The following is an 18003-nucleotide window of genomic DNA, read 5'->3' on the forward strand; positions in this document are numbered from 1 at the left end:
ATTCAGCTTTGTGCTAGATAGCTGGCAACTTAATGGAGAAATTGTGTAGCTTATATCTCAGTGAGAGTTTCCTTGTTTTTTTATTGTGGTTGAAGAAATGATGCGATTATAGATCTTACTGTATCTCATTGTATGATATTTTTATTAACATATTTTGATCCTTTGAATCTTAAAAATCATTCTCATTTTGTTGTATTTGTATTTTTATTTTTAGGAAATGAGATAAATTGAATATTATATCTCTTCAAAATTCACATTTTTCCGCGTTTTGGGGGGATTAATTTTCTAGCGCTTTGTACTATAACTCTCAGCATTTTAAGGGATGAATCTTTAAAGGGATCGTCATCCTCAATGCTATTTTTAAATTTTTTGTTCTTTCTTTACATAAAATACAAAACATATTATTAAGTCCTTTCATTTATAAGAAAAATAATAAAATAACTTTTTTATTATATCCTTATTGTGTTTAATTTGTAATTTATTATTTTGCCAGCATTTTTTGTTTTTGTCGAAAAAGAAAGTTTTGAAAAGCAATGGTAATCAAGGTATCTAATAATCGCTTGCATTCGTGCGTTTTTACAGCAGCTATTTTTTCTTTTTTGTTAAACATAAATATTGAGGCATATTCTCGCTCATTTGTATCACCGTCATGTGATGAAAACAAATTACCTTATAAATGCAGTGATGGTGCAAAGCATACAATTAGTGATAAAATATATAAGTTCACGGCACCTGTTAAACCAAAGAATGAGGAGGGGAATTCTATCCCTTTGCCTGCTGCTATAGGAGTGCAGGAGCCAAATACAGTTGTTCAGGCAATGCGTATAGAGGTTGAAGGTATTGCGGGTGTAGAAGATCTCTATGGTGCTGTTGTATCACAAGGGGGGAAAATTGTCTTGAGCGATTCAGCTTTTAAAAATGTATCAATAGGTCTTAAAGCTGATCGTGGAATGATCGAGGTCAATCGTGGAATAATTGAAACTTCTCAGGTTGCTGCTTATGCAGAAAAGGTAGGAGCATCTGTTACGTTAACGAATACAAAAATTAAAGTGGAGGGCCAGGGGCTTGATCAAGAGAGTGCTCTTTTCGTTAGGTCTGGTGCGGATATTCAGATGAAAGGAGGATTTATTGATGTGAATGATGCTGCTGCGCTTTATGTGGGGAAAGGGGGGCGTGCGACTTTAGATAATGTCACCATTACTTCAAAACGTCAAAAAATAGAAGATAGAGGAAATACAAATGAAAAAATTACACATACAGTTTTCAATGTAAAACAGCAGGGTTCTGTTTATTTAAAAAATGCGAATATTGTTTCTAGGGATGTTCATGTTTTAACAGTTGGACAAGACTTTAACACACAATCTGGGGACGGCTGGGAAGAGAATATTTTAATTTCACGGGTTAATATTGAAGATTCAACAATTAAAGCAATGGGGAACAAACATGGTATGTATTTTGAAATGGGAGGGGAGAATAATACGTATGGACAGGGACTTGTTTTTTTGAAAAAGACGGTTTTTGAGATTCCAGCTGGAACAGCTATTCATAGTCATAACAGTCGGAGTTATATTGGAGTAACAGAAGGCACAAAAATTTCTGGAGATTTATTATTAGCAGCTGAAAAAGGGGGGACTGTAGCGATTTTGGCAGATTCTTCTTCATTGATAGGAGGGACTCGTGTTGATGATGATTCTATTGCTGAGCTTTATTTGACAAGAGGATCAAAGTGGTTTTTGACAGAAAGAAGAGAGAGCAATTCGCACGCTGAAAATCGTACAAGTTCGTTTGTTTCATTTATAAAACTTTCTGATAGTTTTATTGCTTTTGAAACTCCAATGTTTCATGCGTATCAGACACTTCATATTGGGAAGGGAAAACAAGAAGTTTATAGTGCGCAAGATAGAGCCGATATTTATCTCAATACACATCTCAAGAATGATGGTTCTCTTGATAATAAAAAGACTGACCGACTTTTGATACACGGTGATGTTTCTGGAAAAACGACAGTTTATGTGCAACTTGTTCTAGGAAAACAGGGGGAAATAGCAACGGGTGAAAATGCTCATAGTATTTCACTTATTCAGGTTTCTGGAAAAGCGGCAGAGGATTCTTTTCAGTTAAATCATGCTTATATTGCATTAGATGGTTTGCCTTACCAATATTATCTTAATGGCTATGGTCCAGATTCTTCTCTTGGAAAAGCACAAACTTCTCAAAGATTGGTTGAAGGAGAAGGAGACTTTTGGGATTTTCGCCTTGAAAGTAAATATATTCAGCCTGCTTTAGGGATGTCGGTTATTCCTCATTCTGGGCTAAAGATCAGGGAAGTTGTTCCACAAGTTCCGACCTATCTTCTGTTACAAAATGCTTTGTTTCATGTGGGGATTATGGACATCAGTAATCAACAAAAGCAGTTGCAGTATACACGGTCTATTTCTCGTAAGTTATTAAAAGTTGAAGGAAATTTTTCTTTATCTGTTCATAGTTATGGTGGGAGCTATCGTTATATCTCAGATCTTTCTGCACTTGAATATGGCTACGATGGTAATGTTGATTATAACGCTATAGAAACAGACGTTTTACTCAAAACGATAGAGAGGGCATATAGTACGATATCTTTTGGGATTATGGGAGCCTATGGAAAGCTTTCTTTACAACCTCGTAACGTTGAACAAAGTCAAAAGAGTCCGTTTAATAAGTGGTCGTTCACGGCATACGGCAGTGTGGAACACAAAACTGGTTTTTACGTAGACGGTCTTTTATCTTATGGTTTTTTGAAAGGAGATGTTCTTACTCATGCTTGGGGTAAAACAGCGACATTAAAAGCAAATCCTCTGAATGTTTCGTTGTCTGCTGGTAAAGTGTTTATGACAGGACATGAAGGTCTTATTTTTGATCCGCAGATTCAGCTTATTTATCAACATCTTCAATTTGATAAGTTTCGTGATATTGATGGATTTGATGTTGAGATGAAAGAAAGAAATCAATGGTTGATGCGTATTGGAGGGGCTTTAAGTAAAATATTTACGGCATCTGAAAAGGATCGGATCATTTCTTTTAATGGAAATATTCATTTTGCACATCGTTTTGGTGAAAAACAGTTTGTTAATCTAAAAGATGTTTTCCAGTTAGGTGCTTTTGGTTCTTCCTTAGAAACAGGTTTGGGTATTAATGCGCAATTTTCCTCTAAAGTTACACTTTACAGTGATCTTAACTATCAGCATAAGCTAACCAAGGCAGGTTTTTCTGGATTGCGTTTTTCTGGTGGATTGCGTTATCATTTTTAACAAATCTTTTTAACAATAATCGATGTATTTTGATAAATATGAAAGGGTCACGTTGTTTTAAATTTTTTGTCTCATTGATAAGGGGCTCAAATGCTTTGAAAGAAAATTTGTCAATGAAACTTCTAAATCTGTTTGTGTTGTTTTAGCTGCAAATATATGAGATGTATTCGTCATCAGCTATTTTAAAATAGCAGCATTGTTGTCCTATATGCTGTAAAATACGGTTGTTTGAGAGGGCTGATATCAAATATAAAAGGCAGGGGGATATTGATTTCTGATTGAGGACTTTTTTCTGTTAAGCGAAGAGGAATAATGCATAAAATGCACCGCTTCATATTTTTTGTGAAGCGCATTTTTCTTCTTTATATTCTGTAAGTAGCCTTTTAGAAACATGTGAATGCGTGTAAATATCTCTCTTTTAGATGGGGGGTAAGGTTATGGGTAAATTGCTATCATCAAATTAAATATCTTCAGTTTTTAAATTCTTAAAAAAACTGTTCTAGCAGCTGTTGCTGAAAATATATGAATAAGACTATTATTTTCTTTGCAAAAAAATGAAATATAATTCTTAAATCAGATTGAGAATGGCAAGATCTTTTTTCTTCTTTGAGGCGTAGAGATAAGAGGGTGATTATGTTGAAAAAGTCGATTATAGGTCGTCGTTGTTTCGAATATAGAAATATTGAAGAGCTTCTCTTAAAATGCGCTGTAAAAATAGGTTATAGTTTTTTTAATCTTTTGTTTTTGAAATATGTATCTTTAATAAAAAAGTGTTTGCGAAATTTTAGAAAATCGCCTTGTGATTTCTTCTGTATCAATGATATTTATATCAAAGTTGAGGCTGAGTGGAAATATCTTGATTAGGTTTTTGATCAACATGGTGCTTCCATCGGATGCTTAAGATATTATCAAGCCATTTATGGTAATCGCGCGCTTCTTGATCTGAGGCATGAACAGAGAAAATAAAACCAGGATATCCACCAAATGCTGGTGGAGGTGGTGAAATATGATCAGGTTCAAAGAAAATTATAGTTCTGGCGGTTTGAGGATGCAGTGCAACCTTCTCTAGACCTGAAAATCCGCAGAAGTGTCCATAACCATGAAGAGGAATAATGTAATTTGCAGCCACTTTTTTAGCTGGGAGTACATCAGGAAGGTCCGGGGTTTGTTCAGCTAAAGCCACTTTCATACAGAGTTTTGCAAATGAAACCCCTGTTCCTTGTTCCACAATAAAATGGGAGACACCCGATCCACCTATACGAGCGCCGATCTCAATGATATAAGGTAAATTATGAACACCCAAGCGTAGCTCTACATGGGCAGCACCCATGTTTATACCAAGAGCTTTAACGCCTGAACATGCAACCTCACATAAAGCAATAATTAAAGGATCATCTATATCACAGCGTTGACGATAAATTGTTTCCTCAAACCATGGTCCTTCAGGTTGTCCTTTGTCGCCAACGGCTAAAACATGTACACCTGCTGTATCAACAAAACATTCTACGACAAATTCTTTTCCTGGCAAATACTGCTCTACGATTAAACCTATAGGTTTATTTTTATCATAAAAACGTGCCATGTCTTTATGCTGAACATTCCATACGGCTTTAATGAGATCCGGAAGTTCGGCGGAATTTTTAGCTAACATTACGCCTGTACTCGCCCATCCAGAGACGGGTTTAATAACGAGCGGATAATCCAAGGCATGTATTTGTGATAGATCTTCTGGATTGTCTATATAAAGAAATTTTGGTGTTCTTAAGCTTGCTTTAGCAAAAGCTTGACGCATGAGATATTTATTTCTGGTTAATGCTGCTACTTCTGGTTCAATACTTGGAGTGTTGATTTTTTTTGCAGCCAAAGCTGTCCATAGAATTGCTTCTTCGCGAAGGGGCATAACCCCAGCAATATTGCGTTCTTTTGCTCCCATTGCAAAAGTCTCTAGAGCTTCTTCTGGTTTATCAAAAACAGGAAGTTGCCAAGTTGAAGTTACTGCTGCGGGGAGTTGAGTAGGAGCGCTTTCAGCGGTATCATAGATCATTACTAATTCGATATTAGCTGCTTGTGCTGCTTCAAATATAAATGGTAGTTTTGCATTGCGTTGGCAAACTAACGCGAGTTTTTTCATTGTGTTTCCTCATTAAACTTGGAATTTTGAGCACGGCGTTTCTGTTGCCATCCAGATACCTCTGATGCATCTATAAATAAGAGTGTCATTCCTATAACAGCCATCATCATAGCAATTATTTTGATAATATTAAGAGAAGTGCTTGAGCCGATTATCCATTCACATGCAACGACTGCAAAAGGAGATAATACGCCAATAGTGTTGGCGTATAATACGCCTCCCTCAGCTAAAACTTTTTGGTACAAAACGTAAACTGGCGCTGAGCAAATAGTTCTTAAAATCAATAACTTAAATATATCTTCTAAATTAAGATATAAGAGTGGAGCAGGATCAAAAATAAATAATGGCATAAATGATGCTGCAGAAATTGTCGTGATCCAAGCCAATGAGGTGAGCAAAGGTAAATTTTTAAGATAATGTTAGATAATAAGCCATAAGCAGAATAAGAAAGCGCTGCTGTTAAAGCAAGAGCTATTCCTATGAGACTGTAATATTCCCCCTCTACACTGTTTATATTGAATGCTATAGCAGCTATACTGACAATGATCATACCGATAAGTTTGAACCATGAAAACATAAGGCTATTCGTCAGTATCCCCAATATATAAGTAATCCCTGGAATAGTGGCTAAAACCATGGTTAAATCACTGGCTTTGAGCGATTTTAATGCACCAAAGCTGGATACAAAATATAAGGAAAATCCTAACACTGATAGGATGAAAAAAGGAGGTATCATGGAAAGTAATGGTAGGGATCTGAAAACAGCTTTCTCACGAAATAGTGCAATCAGCCATAAGGTGGCAGTAGTGGCAAACAATCTCAGTCCAACCGCATGCATTACTGGTATATTGCTCACCAAATTCTTAGATAATAACCAGCTTATGGAAAACAATGCGAGAATGGCAAAAGTAAATAAGAATAACCGTCCTTTTAAGAAACTCAATGATTTAATCCCCCAGTAACGCGCTGTGCATAAGATGATGTTGAAAAATTAAATCGTGACTGTGAAGTTTTCAGCTTTCCAAGATTATGTTGGATATAATCTTTAGCTCCTGCCAAATAAGCGTCATCATCTAATGTTTCAAGTGCTTCTATACCTGTAATTGTCAGCGATATTACTTGCTTAAGATGCTCTAAGTCAAATTGAATATAACCTTGATCCGTTTCAATGTTATGCATCAATATTTCAAAAAGCAAAATATAAGAAAAACAAATTCTTTTAAGAAATTATTCTAACAACTGTTTTTAGAATATATGGACAAGATTATTGTTTTGTTTGTTCAATATAAGGATATATTTTAAAATAAGAGCTGGATTGGTAAGATCTTTTTCCTTCTTTGGAGTCGTTAAGAAGGTCAGATTAAACCTTATTGAAGTCACAGAACCTAAAGAAACAGTCGTTCTCTTGAAAAGATCAGAGGTAAACAATATGCGTGAGATTTTGAATCATTTTGATAGATCCTTGAATAAAAATATTTTAAATAAAAAGAGTTCTGTTCAAAAGACGCAAAATCTTTCATGCCAACCACCCCCCAAACGGTTTTATAAGCAAGTGAAGATTGCTTGTGTGGAGGGTGGTTTTACGATTTTGTTGGATGAACGTCCCGTTAAAACGCCCGCAAGGCGTCATTTTCTTGTACCAACGCAAGTGTTTGCTGAATTCATTGCTCAGGAGTTTGAGAGCCAAAAGCACGTTGTTGATCCAGTAAAAATGCCGATGACGCGTTTGGTTAATACGGTTATTGATGGTATCGCTGATGATATGCAGGTTGTTTTTGAAGATCTATTGCGTTTCGTTGCCTGTGATATGATCTTTTATCGCGCACAAACTCCTGCCGAGCTGGTGCAAAAACAATCTGAGCAATGGGATCCTTTATTAAATTGGGCAGAAGAAAAACTAGGAGCACGGTTTTATTTGACAGAAGGGCTGATGCATGTGGAACAATCACCAGAAGCCATTCAAGCAGTGAGTCATTATTTGCGTAGCGTTGAGTCCCCTTATATGCTTGCCGCACTTCATATGATGACAACCTTAACGGGATCTGCTCTTATTGCTCTTGCGGTTGCTGCAGGAAAAATTGATGCCGATCATGCTTGGTCTATTGCTCATTTAGATGAGGATTGGATGATGGAACAATGGGGAATGGATAAAGAGACGATGGCACGCCGTGCTCACAAAAAAGTTGAATTTAACGCTGCTGTTACAATTGTCACAACTTGTTTATAGTTTTTTCAGTGTGTCTTCTTCCCATTACAGTATTTTTGTGACTTTTTGAGGACTGATTTTTACTTTTTCAAGTCCAGGAAATACTTCACTGGTTATACTTAAGATTGATTCGTCATTAGCTTGAATAAAATACCATTGATTATTATGAAGTAGAGCAATAATTTCAGTTTGAATAGAGCATTTTTTTCCAGCATTTTTTGTGGTTACAAGCTCAACGGGTATAACAAAATAAGGAATGCCATTATCAAGTGTCCCTTCACGTTTTTGTTTTGAGTCAATGTGGATACTTTCAATCTTATAATTTTCTGCCAACTGTTCGATTTGGCTTTTCATGATTTGTCGAAATTGTGATTGACTGAGATTTTTTTTAGCGGTTAAGCTGTTGATGATTTCGGGAGGGATAGCATTTAAGATGGCATTTGCATCGGCATTTTTAAGTGCTTTACTATAAGCAGAAGTTGCTTTTTCAAGGGATATGAGTCTTTGGTTTGTAATTGTATGTGCTTGAGTTGTTGATGTGATAAGGGCAATGCATGAAAAAATGTAAACGAGAAAACAAATTCGCGGCATTAGAAACCTTTATAATTAATTTGAAGAGATTCAAAATGATTATAAAGGAAAAGAAGATAAGCAAAAAGACTCTTGCACTCTTACACGCGTAGAATATCCACAAAAATAGAGGCTTTCGCCTCCATTTTAAAGTCAAAAGAATGTGTACGATTGTTTAAACAGAATAGTACATATCAAATTCAACAGGATGGGGCGTTGTTTCGTAACGTAGGACTTCTTGCATTTTCACTTGAATAAAGGAATTAATCTGATCATCATCAAAAACATCGCCAGCTTTAAGAAAGCCACGATCTTTGTCGAGTGCTTCAAGTGCTTCACGCAGACTTCCTGAAACGGTAGGGATTTCTTTGCGTTCTTTTAAGGGAAGATCATAAAGATCTTTATCCATAGCATGTCCAGGGTGAATTTTATTTTTGATTCCATCAAGACCAGCCATTAAGAGGGCTGCAAATGCTAAATAGGGATTTGCTGTTGGATCTGGAAAACGAACTTCTACGCGTTTTGAATTTGGTGAAGAACTCATTGGAATACGGCAAGATGCAGAACGATTACGTGCCGAATAGGCAAGAAGGACAGGAGCTTCATAACCAGGAACTAAACGCTTATAAGAATTTGTGGATGGATTGGTAAAGGCATTAATTGCTTTTGCGTGTTTAATAACACCACCGATAAAGAATAAACAGGTTTCTGAGAGTCCGGCATATTCATTTCCCGCAAAAATGGGTTTGCCATCTTTCCAGATGGAGATATGAACATGCATTCCAGATCCGTTATCACCAAAAATTGGTTTTGGCATGAAGGTTGCTGTTTTTCCATAACTGTTTGCTATTTGATGCACGACATATTTAAAAATTTGCATCTTATCTGCTTCGCGAACAAGCGTATCAAAACGAATACCCAATTCATGTTGGCCCGCTGCTACTTCGTGATGGTGTTTTTCAACATGTACCCCCATATCTTTGAGTGCTGTGAGCATTTCAGAACGCATATCTTGGCAGGAATCAATCGGCGGGACGGGAAGATAACCTCCCTTCATTCGTGGGCGATGTCCTAGATTGCCTGTTTCATATTCCGTATCATCATTGGAAGGAAGTTCACTTGAATCAAGTCTAAACCCTGTGTTGTAAGGGTCTGTTTTATAACGTACATCATCAAAGATAAAAAATTCTGCTTCTGGACCTATATTGATTGTATCTCCAATGCCTAAAGACTTCATATAAACTTCAGCCCTTTTGGCGATAGAACGAGGATCCCTACGGTAAAACTCACCAGAGACAGGATCAAGTACGTCACAAAATATGACCAAAGTAGATTGAGCAAAAAAAGGATCAATATGCGCTGTTTTGGGATCAGGCATTAAAACCATATCAGATTCATTAATTGTTTTCCAACCAGCAATTGAAGAACCATCAAACATAACGCCATCACTAAAGGTATCTTCGCTGATTTCTGCGATATCCATTGTAATGTGATGTAATTTTCCTCGTGGATCAGTAAAACGTAAATCAACAAAACGGATTTCGTTGTCTGCGATCTGTTTGATAATATCTGATGCGGTTGTCATATTCAATTTCCTTAATATGGCGTTGAGGGTGATAAAAAAGTAAATTTTTGTTGTCTATTAAAGAGCATCGATCCCAGTTTCGTCAGTGCCTATACGAATGGCATTATCAATGGAAAAGACAAATATCTTTCCATCTCCTATATGTTTGGTTTGAGCTGCTTTACGTATTGCATCAACAGTTTGTTCCAGTTTTTCATCGGATACAACAATTTCAATCTTTACTTTAGGTAGAAAATCAACAACATATTTCGTACCACGATAAAGTTCTGTATGTTCCTTTTGACTACCAAAACCTTTCGCCTCTGTTACTGTAATACCGTGTAGTCCAATTTTTTGAAGCGCTTCTTTTACTTCATCAAGTTTGAAAGGTTTTATAATGGCTTCAATTTTTTTCATGCTGAAATTATCTCCAACGTTATTTTGTCTTTTTAGACTGCATCACATTATATTGACAACTGTAAGATGTCCAACAGATACTTTGTGCACAAAAAGTCGACAATAATGATACTTTATGCTCTTGGAGGAGATTTTTTGTAGAATTAATGTGAAATATTGTTGTTTTGGAAAAAATCTTACACTTTCTTTTGTAAAGAATTAAAATAATATAATAAGAAATTTTATTTTTTTATTGAATAATAGGTTGATTTATAAGGATAATTATACAATTTTTCATATTGAATGAGAAATGCTAATAGCGTGAGATTTTTTCATTTTAGATTTTTTTAATCGTTACTCAATCAAAACAATATCTGTGTATATCCTAAATCGTACGCGTGTGTGGATAAAAATGATTAAGAGAGAAATAAAATGCCTATAATAGATGGCGTTTCAAATATAAGGGCTTTGGGGTAGTAATGGGGACTGGCTAATTATCATAATAGCGGCGGTTTGCTCCATCATTAAGTATAAAGGTGCTGATGTACAATGATGGATGTATTAATATATCATTCACAGGAGATGTTGTTGGGAGCACTGAGAGATGTTTTTTTTAACAAGTATTTGAATTGGCAATGCAAATATATTCCGTCTGGGGTATTCTGTCTTTTCGTGAGGCGCATGATCTTGTTAGAGAATGCTATAAACCAAAGCATGAAGCAATGCGCAATTCTCATTATAAGATCTCGCTGCGAGTGCTTTTGAAAATCATCAAGATAAGAATTAAAAGGAGCTGGTAAAAATGAATTTTTTATATCCTCAAAAATTTTTATTCTTCTCAAATTAGGCTGTCTGATCGTTTCAGATAGAAGCAAACAGAGAGGAGATTCAATTATGCATGCGTTCCTATTTGGCAATATGAAAACTGAAACAGCTTATAAAGTGCTATCGTTTCAGTTTTTGTTTCAGATATATTGCTGTATTGGAATGAGATATTAATTTACAGACGACAATAAAAGTGCAGGGTTTTTTTTGTATGCCATATCTTCAAGGGTCCGCTTTTTTAAGAGTTTGAATTGTAGAGAGATTGGCGTAGTAAAACATCTTTTAGAAATTTTCCCGTATAGGAAGCGGGAACTTTAATAATGTCTTCAGGGCGTCCAATTGCAACGATTTCACCACCGCGATCTCCACCTTCTGGTCCTAAATCAATAATCCAGTCGGCTGTCTTGATAACGTCAAGGTTATGTTCAATGACGATGACGGTGTTGCCTTGCTCGACCAGTTCATGGAGCACTTCAAGAAGTTTGGAAATATCATGAAAATGTAAACCTGTTGTCGGTTCATCCAAAATGTAGAGTGTACGTCCTGTTGTTTTACGTGAAAGTTCTTTTGCAAGTTTTACACGTTGTGCTTCTCCACCAGAAAGTGTGGTTGCTTGCTGTCCTACTTTTATGTAACCCAATCCTACTTTAATAAGGGTCTTCATTTTATTATGAATAGCGGGAACAGCGTGAAAAAACTCCTCTGCTTTTTCTATTGTCATATCCAAAATATCGGCGATAGACTGACCTTTGAATTTTATTTCTAATGTTTCTCGATTATAGCGTTTTCCTTTGCAGACATCACAAGTCACATAGACATCCGGTAAAAAGTGCATTTCAATTTTGATGACTCCATCGCCCTGACAGGCTTCGCAGCGTCCTCCTTTAACATTAAATGAAAAACGCCCTGCTTTATAACCACGGGCTTTTGATTCTGGAAGTTCGGAAAACCAGTCACGAATCGGTGTAAAAGCGCCTGTATAGGTTGCGGGATTAGAGCGTGGGGTGCGTCCAATGGGGGACTGGTTGATATCGATAACTTTATCAAGAAATTCTAATCCCTCAATTTTATCATAGCGAGCAGGACTGTGATGACTTCCCATGATCTGATGTGATGCTGCTTTGAAAAGTGTTTCAATAAGAAATGTTGATTTTCCTCCTCCAGAAACACCGGTTATGCATGTGAAGGTTCCAAGAGGGATATTTGCACTGATGTTTTTAAGATTATTGCCTTTGGCGCCGATGACTTTAAGGTTTTTTGATTTTGATATTTTGCGTCGCTCAGTCGGTATTCTAACAGCCATTTTTCCTGAAAGATATTGTCCTGTGAGAGAGGCTTGATTCTCTATAATTTCTTGCGGTGTTCCTTGCGCTATGATTTTACCACCATGAACACCTGCAGCTGGCCCCATATCGACAACATGGTCTGCCGTGAGAATAGCATCTTCATCATGTTCAACAACAATAACTGTATTGCCAAGATCGCGCAAATGGCGCAGCATTTCCAAAAGGCGTTCATTATCCCGTTGATGTAAACCGATAGATGGTTCGTCTAAAATATAAAGGACGCCTGTAAGACCAGAACCAATCTGGGAGGCTAATCGAATACGTTGGCTTTCTCCCCCTGAAAGGGTCCCTGAATTCCGAGATAAGGTAAGATATTCCAGTCCTACATGATTTAAAAAAGCGAGCCGTTCGCGAATTTCTTTTAAAATACGTACCGCAATATTACGTTGTTTTTCCGTGAGATATTGATGGATATTGGCAAACCAATCATCTGCTTTTAGAATAGAAAGATCTGATATTTGTCCAATATGCATCCCATGGATTTTCACAGCAAGGGCCTCTGGTTTTAAACGATAACCATGACAGGCTGGGCAAGGCGAAGAAGACATATAACGCTCAATTTCTTCACGGGACCAAGCAGAATCGGTTTCTTTCCAGCGTCTTTCCATATTGGGGATAATTCCTTCAAAAGGCTGAGTTGTTTTATGCGAACCAGAATCGTTTTTATAGATAAAAGAGATTTCATTTCTTTTTGTACCATAGAGAATAGCTTGTTGTGCTTCATCGGAGAGTTCACACCACTGGTCTGTGAGTTTGAAACCGTAAGCTTTTCCTAATGCGTCTAAGGTTTGGCTATAATAAAGTGAATCTGATTTAGACCAAGGCGCAATGGCTCCATCTTTTAAAGTAAGATTTTTATTGGGCACAATTTTCAGTGGATCCATTGCCTTTTTGATGCCTAGTCCATCGCAAAGAGGACAGGCTCCAAAAGGATTATTGAACGAAAAAAGGCGTGGTTCAATTTCTGGGATAGAGAAACCTGATACAGGGCAGGAAAATTTTTCTGAAAAAAGAAGTCGTTTGTGCGTATCATTTTTTGACTTATGAGCAGATTCTTTTGCTGTTTCTTTTTGTGCCAAGGGTTGGTCTGCCATTTCAGCAATGGCAAGTCCATTTGCTAGCTGTAAACAGGTTTCTATACTATCAGCCAAGCGAGAGGTGATATCCTTTTGTACAACAATGCGGTCTACCACCACATCGATGTCGTGTTTATACTTTTTATCAAGAGGTGGAATATCAGGGATTTCATAGAATTTTCCATCAACTTTAGCACGTTGAAATCCCTTTTTTAAAAGTTCTGTTAGCTCTTTTTTATATTCTCCCTTTCGTCCTCGCACCAAAGGGGCCATAATAAAAATTCGCGTTCCTTCTGGTAAGGACATAATTTGGTCCACCATTTGACTTACTGTTTGGCTTTCAATAGGGAGTCCTGTAGCAGGAGAGTGAGGAATACCAATGCGAGCGAAGAGAAGGCGCATATAGTCGTGGATTTCAGTGACAGTGCCGACCGTTGAACGGGGATTGCGGCTGGTTGTTTTTTGTTCAATGGAGATGGCTGGGGAAAGGCCATCGATACGGTCCACATCAGGTTTTTGCATAACTTCCAAAAATTGGCGTGCATAAGCTGAAAGGCTTTCGACATAGCGGCGTTGTCCTTCAGCGTAAATTGTATCAAAAGCTAAAGATGATTTCCCTGATCCAGAAAGCCCTGTTATAACAATCAGTTTATCACGAGGAAGATCGAGATCAATATTTTGAAGGTTATGCTCACGTGCACCGCGAATGGAGATATATTTTTGATGAGTCATATTTTATCCTTGGCATATGTGACAACAATTAGGCCTTTAAAAATGGAATAAAACTGTTTTTTTAGAATTACAACGTGCTTAATTGCTTTAACGCAGAAAGAAGGTGTAAGTTTTGTGAAAAGAAAAATACAAATGAGTAGCTTTTTATTCTCTACTGATGGAATAAACTATGCGTTGTTATCATATTTTGTTATAATTACACAGATCCAATATTGGGAAAGGATAACAACATCCATATTGAAGGTCAATTACAGAGCTGTAAATTGAAGGTCAAGATGGTTATAACTGTTATATAATAGACTATTTTACGAATTAAAATTTTGGAGTTTATGCGATGGCTGGTAGCCTTAATAAAGTTATTTTGATTGGTAATCTCGGGTCAGATCCTGAAATCCGCCGTTTGAATTCTGGAGATCAAGTGGCAAATTTGCGTATTGCTACTTCGGAAAGTTGGCGTGATCGGAATACAAATGAGCGAAAAGAGCGCACTGAGTGGCATAACATTGTTATTTTTAATGAGAACCTTGTCAAAATTGCAGAGCAATATTTAAAAAAGGGGAGTAAAATTTATATTGAGGGGCAGTTACAGACACGGAAATGGCAAGATCAAAATGGAAATGATCGTTATACAACAGAGGTTGTTTTGCAAAAATACCGTGGTGAATTACAAATGCTTGATGGGCGAGGGGGAGTGAGTGGGGAGCAAGGCGCTAGTCAAGGGGGCAGTTATAGTGGTGGCTTTGCGGATAGTAGCTCAAATCAGAGAAATACTTTTGGTCAAAATAATAGCCAAGTAGGAGAGAGTTTTTCTCACAAATTAGATGATGACGTCCCTTTCTAAGAGTCTTTAAATTATAGTATATTACGCGTTCTTTATGGTTTATCTGTTTCAGGTTTTTGAGGTTTTGTGAAGTAAAACCTGTTTATTATTAATAACTTTTAATAGTAATAAATAAGATCTTGAAAAATATTGTTAATTTTCTTTTTTGTTATGAGAGAGAAATTAGCATTTTTGTGTGTTTTTCGATATAAATAAAGTAAAATGATTCTTTTTTTGAAAGTTGTGTAATTGTGACCGATCTTACTCCACAGCCAGAACGTGATGTGCTGACCGGTATTGAGCCAATCAGTATTATTGATGAAATGCAACGCTCTTATCTCGATTATGCGATGAGCGTAATTGTCTCGCGGGCTCTCCCCGATGTCCGCGATGGTCTTAAACCTGTTCATCGACGTATCCTTCATGCTATGAATGAGATGGGGCTTGTTTTTAATAAGCCGTATCGTAAATCTGCTGGTGTTGTTGGGGAGGTTATGGGAAAATTCCATCCCCATGGTGATGCCTCGATTTATGATGCTTTGGTGCGTATGGCGCAGGACTTCTCTTTGAGAAATCCATTGATTGATGGACAAGGGAATTTTGGTTCTGTTGATGGTGATCCTCCTGCGGCAATGCGCTATACTGAGTGTCGTTTAGAAAAAGTTTCAGAAGAGCTTTTAGCTGATATTGATAAAGATACAGTTGATTTTCAGGATAATTATGATGGACGTGAACGTGAGCCGGTTGTCTTACCAGCGCGTTTTCCCAATCTTTTGGTTAACGGATCAGGGGGGATTGCTGTGGGAATGGCAACCAATATTCCGCCCCATAATCTTAGTGAAGTTGTTGATGGTTGTATCGCTCTGATTGATAATCCCAATATCACACTCGATCAAATAATTGAAATTATTCCTGGTCCAGATTTTCCTACAGGGGGGATTATCCTTGGACGTTCTGGTGTCCGTTCAGCTTATGAGACAGGGCGTGGTTCCATCATTATGCGTGCTAAAGTTGATATTGAAGAAATTCGCAGTGGTCGACAGGCAATCATTGTGAGTGAGATTCCTTATCAGGTTAATAAGGCAACGATGATTGAGAAAATGGCTGAATTGGTGCGTGATAAACGCATTGAGGGAATCTCTGATTTGCGTGACGAATCTGATCGTGATGGATATCGTGTCGTTATTGAGTTGAAGAAAGATGTTGTTGCGGAAGTTGTTTTGAACCAATTATATCGTTATACGCCGCTGCAAACTTCTTTTGGTTGTAATATGGTTGCGTTAAATGGGGGAAAGCCTGAACAAATGACGTTGCTTGATATGCTTCGTGCATTTGTTGCTTTTCGGGAAGAGGTTGTCAGTCGGCGAACAAAATATCTTTTGCGTAAAGCGCGTGAGCGGGCTCATGTTTTGGTTGGTCTGGCCCTAGCGGTTGCCAATATTGATGAAATCATAGCGCTTATTCGCAAAGCTCCCGATCCGCAGACAGCGCGCGTGCAATTAATGGAGCGACGCTGGCCAGCGATGGATGTTGCACCTTTGATTAAACTTATTGATGATCCCCGTCATATTATTCATGAGGATAATACTTATAATCTCTCTGAAGAACAGGCGCGCGCTATTTTGGAATTGCGCTTGCAACGCTTGACAGCCCTTGGGCGTGATGAAATTGCTGATGAATTGAATAAAATTGGCGTAGATATTGCTGATTATCTTGATATTTTGGCATCGCGTGTACGCATTATGCATATTGTTAAGGATGAATTAAGTGCTCTTCGTGAGGAATTTGCGACGCCGCGTCGTACCGTATTTGGCTTTGGTAGCGCTGAGATGGAGAGTGAAGATCTGATTGCGCCAGAGGATATGGTGGTAACGGTGAGCCATAGTGGCTATATTAAGCGTGTTCCTCTTAATACCTATCGTGCACAGCGCCGTGGTGGTAAGGGGCGTTCTGGTATGTCCACAAAGGATGAGGATTTTGTAACGCGGTTGTTTGTCGCCAATACGCATACACCGGTTCTTTTCTTTTCATCACGTGGGATTGTTTATAAGGAAAAAGTTTGGAGACTACCGTTGGGGACGCCGCAATCGCGTGGGAGAGCTTTGATCAATATGCTTCCCTTACAACAAGGCGAACGCATTACGACGATTATGCCTTTACCTGAAGATGAAGCAAGCTGGAGCGCATTAGATATTATGTTTGCGACAACTCGTGGGACTGTCCGTCGTAATAAGTTATCAGATTTCGTTCAGGTTAATCGTAATGGTAAAATTGCAATGAAACTTGATGAAGAAGATGAAATTCTTTCGGTTGAAACCTGTACCGAACATGATGATGTTGTTCTCACAACAGCCAATGGACAATGTATTCGTTTTCCAGTTGTGGATGTTCGTGTCTTTGCAGGGCGTAATTCTGTGGGGGTTCGTGGTATCAATTTGGCTAAAGGCGATAAAGTCATTTCGATGACAATCTTAGAGCATGTCGAGGCGACATCCATTGAGCGTTCTGCTTATATTAAGCGTGTGATGAATGAACGGCGTGCTGCTGGCGCAGATGCTGAGGTTGAAGATATTATCACTCTTGATGAGGAAGATGGAGGGGGTGAAACAGAGTTAACAGATGAGCGCTATGCAGAACTTCATGCACGTGAACAAATGCTTTTAACGGTGAGTGAATTTGGTTATGGTAAACGCTCTTCTTCCTATGAATTCCGGATTTCGGGACGTGGTGGAAAAGGGATTCGTGCAACAGATCCATCTAAAACAGCTGAAATTGGTAAATTAGTAGCGGCTTTTCCGGTGAAGGCGCAAGATCAAATTATGTTGGTTTCAGATGGGGGACAGCTTATTCGCGTCCCCGTTGAGGGAATTCGTACTGCTGGGCGCTCAACTAAGGGCGTGACGATTTTTAATACAGCCGAAGGTGAAAGAGTTGTATCGGTTGAGCGTATTTCTGAATCTGAGGATGATACGCGTTCATTAGAGGATGAAGGTGAGAAGCATATTGATATGGTCAATATGAATGAAGAAAAATAATTTTGAAGAGGATGG

Annotated in this window: 12 protein-coding genes; 4 read left to right on the forward strand and 8 right to left on the reverse strand. The window is 37.8% G+C overall.

Going from position 1 to position 18003, the window contains the following annotated elements:
• Positions 1–533: 533 nt before the first annotated feature.
• Positions 534–3287: an autotransporter outer membrane beta-barrel domain-containing protein gene (locus tag B5V81_RS04570; RefSeq protein WP_212112317.1), complete on the forward strand. Its 2754-nt coding sequence runs from the start codon at positions 534–536 to the stop codon at positions 3285–3287.
• 829 nt (positions 3288–4116) lie between these two features.
• Here B5V81_RS04570 and B5V81_RS04575 read toward each other — a convergent pair.
• From B5V81_RS04575 to B5V81_RS04585, 4 genes are all read right to left on the reverse strand, one after another.
• Positions 4117–5418: an ATP-grasp domain-containing protein gene (locus B5V81_RS04575; RefSeq protein WP_212112318.1), complete on the reverse strand. Its 1302-nt coding sequence runs from the start codon at positions 5416–5418 to the stop codon at positions 4117–4119.
• Positions 5415–5816, reverse strand: coding sequence for an EamA family transporter (locus tag B5V81_RS08805; protein WP_342356083.1), 402 nt, complete (start codon positions 5814–5816; stop codon positions 5415–5417). Before B5V81_RS08805 ends, B5V81_RS04575 begins: the two co-directional genes overlap by 4 nt.
• Complete coding sequence (locus B5V81_RS08810) at positions 5720–6274, reverse strand: EamA family transporter (protein ID WP_342356084.1); 555 nt, start codon at positions 6272–6274, stop codon at positions 5720–5722. Before B5V81_RS08810 ends, B5V81_RS08805 begins: the two co-directional genes overlap by 97 nt.
• Positions 6275–6357: 83 nt before the next feature.
• Positions 6358–6597: a hypothetical protein gene (locus B5V81_RS04585; RefSeq protein ID WP_244979374.1), complete on the reverse strand. Its 240-nt coding sequence runs from the start codon at positions 6595–6597 to the stop codon at positions 6358–6360.
• 250 nt (positions 6598–6847) lie between these two features.
• Between B5V81_RS04585 and B5V81_RS04590 the strand changes: the two genes are divergently transcribed.
• Positions 6848–7645 carry an ATP12 family chaperone protein gene (locus tag B5V81_RS04590; RefSeq protein ID WP_212112319.1) on the forward strand — a complete coding sequence of 266 codons (798 nt, stop codon included), beginning with the start codon at positions 6848–6850 and terminating at the stop codon, positions 7643–7645.
• Between the two features lie 24 nt (positions 7646–7669).
• Here B5V81_RS04590 and B5V81_RS04595 read toward each other — a convergent pair whose 3' ends face one another.
• From B5V81_RS04595 to uvrA, 4 genes are all read right to left on the reverse strand, one after another.
• A complete protein-coding gene (locus B5V81_RS04595) occupies positions 7670–8215 on the reverse strand; it encodes a hypothetical protein (protein ID WP_212112320.1) in 546 nt (181 codons plus the stop codon).
• Between the two features lie 154 nt (positions 8216–8369).
• On the reverse strand, positions 8370–9779 hold the full coding sequence (gene glnA / locus B5V81_RS04600; RefSeq protein ID WP_212112321.1) for a type I glutamate--ammonia ligase: 1410 nt from the start codon (positions 9777–9779) through the stop codon (positions 8370–8372).
• A gap of 57 nt (positions 9780–9836) precedes the next feature.
• Positions 9837–10175, reverse strand: coding sequence for a P-II family nitrogen regulator (locus tag B5V81_RS04605; RefSeq protein WP_212112322.1), 339 nt, complete (start codon positions 10173–10175; stop codon positions 9837–9839).
• Between the two features lie 1042 nt (positions 10176–11217).
• The gene (uvrA, locus tag B5V81_RS04610; RefSeq protein ID WP_212112323.1) at positions 11218–14133 is read right to left on the reverse strand and encodes an excinuclease ABC subunit UvrA; all 2916 of its coding nucleotides are present in this window, start codon (positions 14131–14133) and stop codon (positions 11218–11220) included.
• 334 nt (positions 14134–14467) lie between these two features.
• Between uvrA and ssb the strand changes: the two genes are divergently transcribed.
• Both ssb and gyrA read left to right on the forward strand, forming a co-directional pair.
• Complete coding sequence (gene ssb, locus B5V81_RS04615) at positions 14468–14974, forward strand: single-stranded DNA-binding protein (protein WP_212112324.1); 507 nt, start codon at positions 14468–14470, stop codon at positions 14972–14974.
• Positions 14975–15204: 230 nt separating this feature from the next.
• Positions 15205–17988, forward strand: a complete 2784-nt coding sequence (gyrA, locus tag B5V81_RS04620) for a DNA gyrase subunit A (RefSeq protein WP_212112325.1) — start codon at positions 15205–15207, stop codon at positions 17986–17988.
• Positions 17989–18003: the final 15 nt, after the last annotated feature.

The sequence above is a fragment of the Bartonella queenslandensis genome (genome assembly GCF_018155095.1).
Classification (GTDB): domain Bacteria; phylum Pseudomonadota; class Alphaproteobacteria; order Rhizobiales; family Rhizobiaceae; genus Bartonella; species Bartonella queenslandensis_B.